This window comes from Mycobacterium sp. (assembly GCF_035653355.1).
Taxonomy (GTDB): Bacteria; Actinomycetota; Actinomycetes; order Mycobacteriales; family Mycobacteriaceae; genus Mycobacterium.
This window is the reverse complement of sequence record NZ_DASRBZ010000011.1, coordinates 1-6,733: the sequence shown is the minus strand read 5'-3', so window position 1 is coordinate 6,733 and position 6,733 is coordinate 1. Positions and strand designations below refer to the sequence as shown.

The 6,733-nt window shown below is 67.2% G+C and carries 3 protein-coding genes; 2 read left to right on the top strand and 1 reads right to left on the bottom strand.

The window, feature by feature from the left end; translation table 11 throughout:
- A partial coding sequence (gene malQ, locus VFA16_RS00395; RefSeq protein ID WP_324965918.1) for a 4-alpha-glucanotransferase occupies positions 1 to 2,060 on the bottom strand: 2,060 nt, incomplete at its 3' end.
- Positions 2,061 to 2,452: 392 nt separating this feature from the next.
- On the opposite strand from malQ, the gene eccB reads away from it, so the two are divergent.
- The gene (gene eccB, locus VFA16_RS00390; protein ID WP_324965917.1) at positions 2,453 to 3,976 is read left to right on the top strand and encodes a type VII secretion protein EccB; all 1,524 of its coding nucleotides are present in this window, start codon (positions 2,453 to 2,455) and stop codon (positions 3,974 to 3,976) included.
- Positions 3,973 to 6,733, top strand: a 2,761-nt coding sequence (gene eccCa / locus VFA16_RS00385; RefSeq protein ID WP_324965916.1) for a type VII secretion protein EccCa, incomplete at its 3' end; no start/stop codon positions are given. The genes eccB and eccCa, both read left to right, overlap by 4 nt.

Below are 6,733 nucleotides of genomic sequence, written 5' to 3'. Positions count from 1 at the left end.
GGCCCGGCCAGCGGAACCCGCCAGTTGGGGTATTCATCAGTGGTGCCAGGCTGATTTTGGGTGCGCCGGTCGCCCACCGCGTCCGTCAGCGCCAACCCGAGGAGCCGCGACGGGCTACGCCCCAGATACCGGTGCAGAGCCAGCACGACCTCGTCTTGATCCCGTTCGGGATCGGTGTGGTTATCCAGTAGCCCGACCCGGCGCAACTCCGCCAGCCATGCGTCCAGTTCGCGACGATTGGCCTCCAGTTCCTCCTCGACGGGCCGGGTCAGCAGGTCCAGCGAATTGCGCAGTCGCACATGCTCTCCCGTTAGATAGCCAGCGGTCGGGGGCAGGTCGTGGGTGGTGACCGACGACAGGCAGTACTCCCGCCAGCGTTCTGCCGGCAATGGGACCGGGCTGGGTCCGCCATCCTCTCTGTCGAGCTCGAACCACAGGATCGAGGTGCCGAGCACGCCGCGGGCCCGCAGATAGTCGCGCACCCACCGCTCGACGGTGCCCAGGTCCTCGCCTACTACCAGCGCACCGGCCCGGTGCGCCTCCAGCGCGACGATGCCGACCATCGCCTCGTGGTCGTAGCGCACATATGTGCCCTCGGTGGGTGGTGCACCGCGCGGGATCCACCACAGCCGAAACAGCCCGATGATGTGGTCGATCCGCACGCCGCCGGCATGCCGCAGCACCGTCCGGATCAGCGCGCGGAACGGTTCGTACTCGCGCTCTTCGAGGCGGTCCGGCCGCCACGGCGGCTGGGACCAGTCCTGGCCCAGTTGGTTGAACTCGTCCGGGGGTGCGCCCGCCGTCACACCGAGCGCCAGCACGTCTTGCAGCGCCCAGGCATCGGCGCCGTTGGGGTGCACACCCACGGCCAGGTCATGCATGATGCCCAGGCCCATCCCGGCCCGCAGCGCCTGCGACTGCGCAGCCGCGAGCTGCTCGTCAAGTTGCCACTGCAGCCAGCGGTGAAAGTCCACGGTGCGGCGATGCTTCGCCACGAAGTCGGCGACTCCAGGCGCGGCGGGATGTTGCAGGGATTTGGGCCATTGATGCCAGTCGCCGCCGTAGCGCTCGGCCAGCGCAGACCAGGTGGCGAAGTCGTCGAGCGCGCTGCCCTCGCGGGCGCAGAACGCCGCATAGGCCAGCTCGCGTCCCGCCGACCGGGGTACCCGGTACACCTGCTTGAGTGCCCGGCGCTTGGCCGCCCAGGCGGTGTCCCGGTCGATCAGCTCGGATTTGTCGGCCCGCAGCTGGACCTGCGCGCGCTGCCGCCATGCCCGGCCACGCTTGCGCAGGTAGGCGAATTCCGGGATGGCCTCGACGCGAAGGTAGAGCGGGTTGACGAAGCGCCGCGACGCCGGCAAATACGGCGAGGGTTCCATCGGCTTGGTCGGCGTGGCCGCATGCAGTGGGTTGACGAGCACATACCCCGCACCGTGCTTCGACGCCGACCACACTGCGAGGTCGGTCAGATCACTGAGATCGCCGACGCCCCAGGATCGTTGGGACCGCACGCTATAGAGCTGAGTGGCTAGCCCCCAGGTGCGGCGGGTGCCGAGCCGCTCGGGGATTCCCAGCCAGTCGGGGGTCACGATCAGCGCGGTGTCGGCATCGAGCCCGCCGGAACGCAGATGCAGCCGGTGGTAGCCGAGCGGCAGATCAGTGGGCAGCACAAAGCTGGCTTCGCCAATCGTGCGGCCGTCGATGTCGAACGGTGCGGTGAAGTTGTCGACCTGGCGCAGACCGCGGCGCACGGTGCCGTCCTCCAGCTGTACCCACACCTCGGCGGGATCGCCGTGGGTGACATGGGCCCAAAACCGAGTTTGGGCGCCGGCGCGCGCGACGATCGTCGCCGGCAGCGGACGTGACCAATACGAACGCTCGTGAAAATTCAGCGCCGCCGTGCGTTCCTCGTCGGTGGCGGCCGCGACGCCGAAGGCCCCGAGCACGGCCACCAACGTGCTTTCCGGAATGGCGAGGTTGCGACCGGCCCAATCCTCGTACTCGGTAGCGATGCCGAACTTTTCGGCGAGTTCGACCAACGAGGGCGCGGGCTCAGTCATGAGCCCATCTTGCTTGGCTGCCGGCCGGGGCCGTGCAATGGGCCGAAACGAAGCCGGCCAAGTCGGCGTGCGGCGTTTGCCTGGCGGACACCCGAAGGTCATGTCTGCGTCACCGAAACAGGCGGGCTGGCTGGGCGGTGAGTGCTGAGCGCGGTTCGCCGAGCCAACTTTGCTATCCGCGGCTAGCATGCCCAGTGAAGGCGCGACCAATTCAGCGGGGGACATGACTACTGACAGCACGGTGGTGTATGCCACGGTGAGCTCGGCGAGAGACGCCTCCGACAGAACCGTCGTCGCGTGGCGAGGTCGGTGGGGGTGCCTTACGGTTATCGATGTAAATCACGCCGCGGCAGGTGCCGGGGCATTCCTTCGGACGGGGATTGCGACCCAAAGTGCCATCTAATTCAGAACGCGGGCAGCACAGGTCGGGCTACGGCCTGGGATTGTCAACCCGCACCCAGGTCACCGGTTATCAGTTCCTGGCCCGTCGTACCGCGCAGGCGTTGACGCGGTGGCGGGTGCGCATGGAGGTCGAACCCGGCCGCCGTCAGATCCTGGCGGTGGTGGCCTCTGTGACTGGGGCGGCGGTGATTTGCCTCGGCGCGCTGCTGTGGTCGTTCATCAACCCGTCCGGCCAGATGGGGGAGTCGCCGATTATCGCCGACCGCGACTCGGGGGCGCTCTATGTGCGGGTGGGCGACACCTTGTATCCAGCGTTGAACTTGGCGTCGGCCCGGCTAATTGCGGGGCGAGCCGAAAACCCGCACAAAGTGCGGTCAGGCCAGATCGCGGAACAGCCGCACGGGCCGCTGGTGGGCATTCCAGGCGCGCCGTCGGATATCTCCGCGACCAGTCCGACGTCGTCGTCGTGGCTGGTGTGCGACTCGGTGACGGCGGCGCAAGGGGTGGGTGCGCCGGCCTCCGTCACGGTGACGGTGATCGACGGCACCCCGGACCTGTCGGGTCGCCGGCACGTGCTCAGCGGCTCGGACGCGGTGGTCTTGCGCTACGGCAACGACACGTGGGTGATCCGGCAGGGGCGCCGGTCACGCATCGACGCAACCAACCGCGCGGTGTTGTTGCCGTTGGGATTGACGCCCGAACAGGTCAAGCAGGCCAGCCCGATGAGCCGGGCGCTCTACGACGCGCTGCCGGTAGGCCCGGAGCTGGTGGTGCCGAAGGTGCCGGAAACCGGCAGCAAGGCAGACTTCCCCGGCGCCCCGGCGCCTGTGGGCGCTGTGCTCGTCACACCGCAAATCAGTGGGCCCCAACAATATTCGGTGGTGTTGCCGGACGGCGTGCAGACCATTTCACCGATCGTGGCCCAGATTCTGCAGAACGCTGGCACCCCCTCAGGTAGCACGCCGGTAGTCGTCGCGCCGGCGACACTGGCGAAAATGCCGGTGGTCCATGGGCTGGACCTGTCCGCCTACCCGGACAGCCCGCTGAACGTGGCGAACATGAAGGAGAACCCGGCGACCTGCTGGTGGTGGGAAAAGACTGCAGGCGAAGAACGCGCCCGCGTTCAGGTGGTTTCCGGGCCGACGGTCCCGGTCCCCACCGGAGACACCAACAAGGTGGTCTCGCTGGTGAAGGCCGACAACTCCGGCCGCGAAGCCGACCGCGTCTATTACGGCCCGAACTACGCCAACTTCGTCGTGGTCACCGGGAACGACCCGGCGGCATCCACAGCGGAATCGCTATGGTTGTTGTCGAAATCCGGGGTGCGCTACGGCGTCGACAATTCGCGCGAAGCCCGCACCGCGCTGGGATTGACGTCCAGCCCGAGCCCGGCCCCGTGGGTGGCACTGCGCCTCCTGGCTCCCGGTCCGATGCTCTCGCGCCAGGACGCGCTGGTGCGCCACGACACCCTCCCGACCGACACGAACCCTGCTGAATTGGCGGTACCGAAGTGAAACAAGGATTCGCACGACCGACGCCCGAGCGCGCGCCGGTGGTGAAGCCGGAGAACATCGTCCTGCCGACACCGTTGAGCGTTCCGCCACCGGAAGGCAAACCATGGTGGCTGGTGGTGGTGGGCGTCCTGGTCGTCGGCCTGCTGGTCGGCATGGTCGGGATGACGGTGGCCAGCGGCTCACGGCTGTTCCTGGGGGCCGGCGCCATCTTCCCGATCTTCATGATCGGTGGCGTCGCGATGATGATGTTCGGTGGCCGCTTCGGCGGGCAACAGCAGATGAGCCGACCCAAGCTCGACGCGATGCGCGCCCAGTTCATGCTGATGCTCGACATGCTGCGGGAGACCGCCCAGGAGTCGGCCGACAGCATGGACGCCAACTACCGCTGGTTCCACCCGGCGCCGACGACGCTGGCGGCAGCGGTGGGCTCGCCCCGGATGTGGGAGCGCCAGCCCGACGGCAAAGACCTCAACTTCGGGGTCGTGCGCGTCGGGGTCGGTATGACGCGGCCCGAGGTGACCTGGGGTGAACCCCAGAACATGCCGACCGACATCGAGCTGGAGCCGGTGACCGGCAAGGCGCTGCAGGAATTCGGCCGCTACCAAAGCGTCGTCTACAACCTGCCCAAGATGGTGTCGCTGCTCGTCGAGCCCTGGTACTCACTGGTCGGCGACCGCGAGCAGGTGCTCGGACTGGCGCGGGCGATCATCTGCCAGCTGGCGTTCTCACACGGACCGGACCACGTCCAGATGATTGTTGTCACCTCAGATCCCGACCGTTGGGACTGGGTGAAGTGGATTCCACACTTCGGCGATCCGCGGCGCCGCGACGCCGCCGGCAACGCGCGGATGGTGTACACGTCGGTGCGCGAGTTCGCCGCCGAACAAGCCGAGTTGTTCGCTGGCCGTGGCTCTTTCACTCCCCGGCACGCCAGCTCGTCGGCGGAGACGCCCACACCGCACCACGTGATCATCGCTGACATCGAAGACCCGCAGTGGGAGTACGTGATCAGCTCCGACGGCGTCGATGGTGTGACGTTCTTCGACCTCACCGGCTCGCCGCTGTGGACGACCGTGCCGCAGCGGGTGTTGCGGTTCACCGATAAGGCCGGCGTGATCGAGACGCTGCCCCGCGACCGCGACACCTGGATGGTGATCGACGACAACGCATGGTTCTTCGCGCTCGCCGACTGCTTGACCGAAGCCGACGCCGAACAGTTCGCGCAACAGATGGCGCACTGGCGACTGGCGGAAGCCTACGAGGAGATCGGTCAGCGGGTTGTGCAGCTGGGCGCCCGAGACATCCTGTCCTACTACGGAATTGACGACGCCGGCGACATCGACTTCAACTCGCTGTGGAGCGGTCGTCGCGACATGCTCAGCCGATCACGATTGCGGATACCGTTCGGCAATCGCGCCGACAACGGCGAGCTGCTGTTCTTGGACATGAAGTCGCTCGACGAGGGCGGCGACGGCCCCCACGGCGTGATGTCGGGAACCACCGGCTCAGGTAAGTCGTCGCTGGTGCGCACGGTGATCGAGTCGCTGCTGCTGGCCCATCCGCCCGAAGAGCTGCAGTTCGTGCTGGCCGACCTTAAAGGTGGGTCGGCGGTCAAGCCGTTCGACGGGGTGCCGCACGTCTCCCGGATCATCACCGACCTGGAAGACGACCAGGCGCTGATGGAGCGCTTCCTCGAGGCGATGTGGGGCGAGATCGCCCGCCGCAAGGAGATCTGCTTTTCCGCCGGTGTCGACGGCGCCAAGGAATACAACGAGCTGCGGGCCAGGATGCAGGCCCGCGGACAGGACATGCCACCGCTGCCGATGCTCGTGGTGGTCATCGACGAGTTCTACGAATGGTTCCGCATCATGCCGACCGCGGTCGACGTTCTCGACTCGATCGGCCGCCAGGGCCGCGCCTACTGGGTCCACCTGATGATGGCGTCGCAGACCATCGAGAGCCGGGCAGAAAAGCTCATGGAGAACATGGGTTATCGGCTGGTGCTGAAAGCGCAGACCGCGGGCGCCGCACAGGCGGCCGGTGTGCCCAACGCGGTAAACCTGCCGGCCCAGGCCGGTCTGGGATACTTCCGCAAGAGCGGCGACGAGATCATCCGGTTCCAGGCCGAATACCTCTGGCGCGATTACCGCCGCGGCTTGTCGCTCGACGGCGAGGAGCAGGCGCCGCTGACGCACGCGATCGACTACATCCGCCCGCAGCTGTTCACCACCGCATTCACTCCCATCGAGGTCAGTGTCGGCGGGCCGAACGGCCAAAGCGCGCTTCCCGAGGTCGTCGACGGTGAGGTGCTCAACGGCCACCGTGACGGCGAGGGCGAGGAAGAAGAAGAGGCGCTGCGGACGCCCAAAGTCGGCACGGTGATCATCGACCAATTGCGCCAGATCGACTTCGAGCCTTACCGGCTGTGGCAGCCGCCGCTGGATGTGCCGCTGCCGATCGACGAACTGGTGAACCGCTTCCTGGGCCGACCGTGGCAGCAGGACTACGGCACCGCCAAGAACCTGGTGTTCCCGATCGGCATCATCGACCGCCCCTACAAGCACGACCAGCCCCCGTGGACGGTCGACACCTCCGGGGCCGGCGCGAACGTGCTGATCTTGGGTGCCGGCGGTTCGGGCAAGACGACCGCGTTGCAGACCCTCATTTGCGCGGCCGCGCTGACTCACACGCCGGAGCAGGTTCAGTTCTACTGCCTGGCCTATAGCGGCACGGCGTTGACCACCGTGGCCGGTCTGC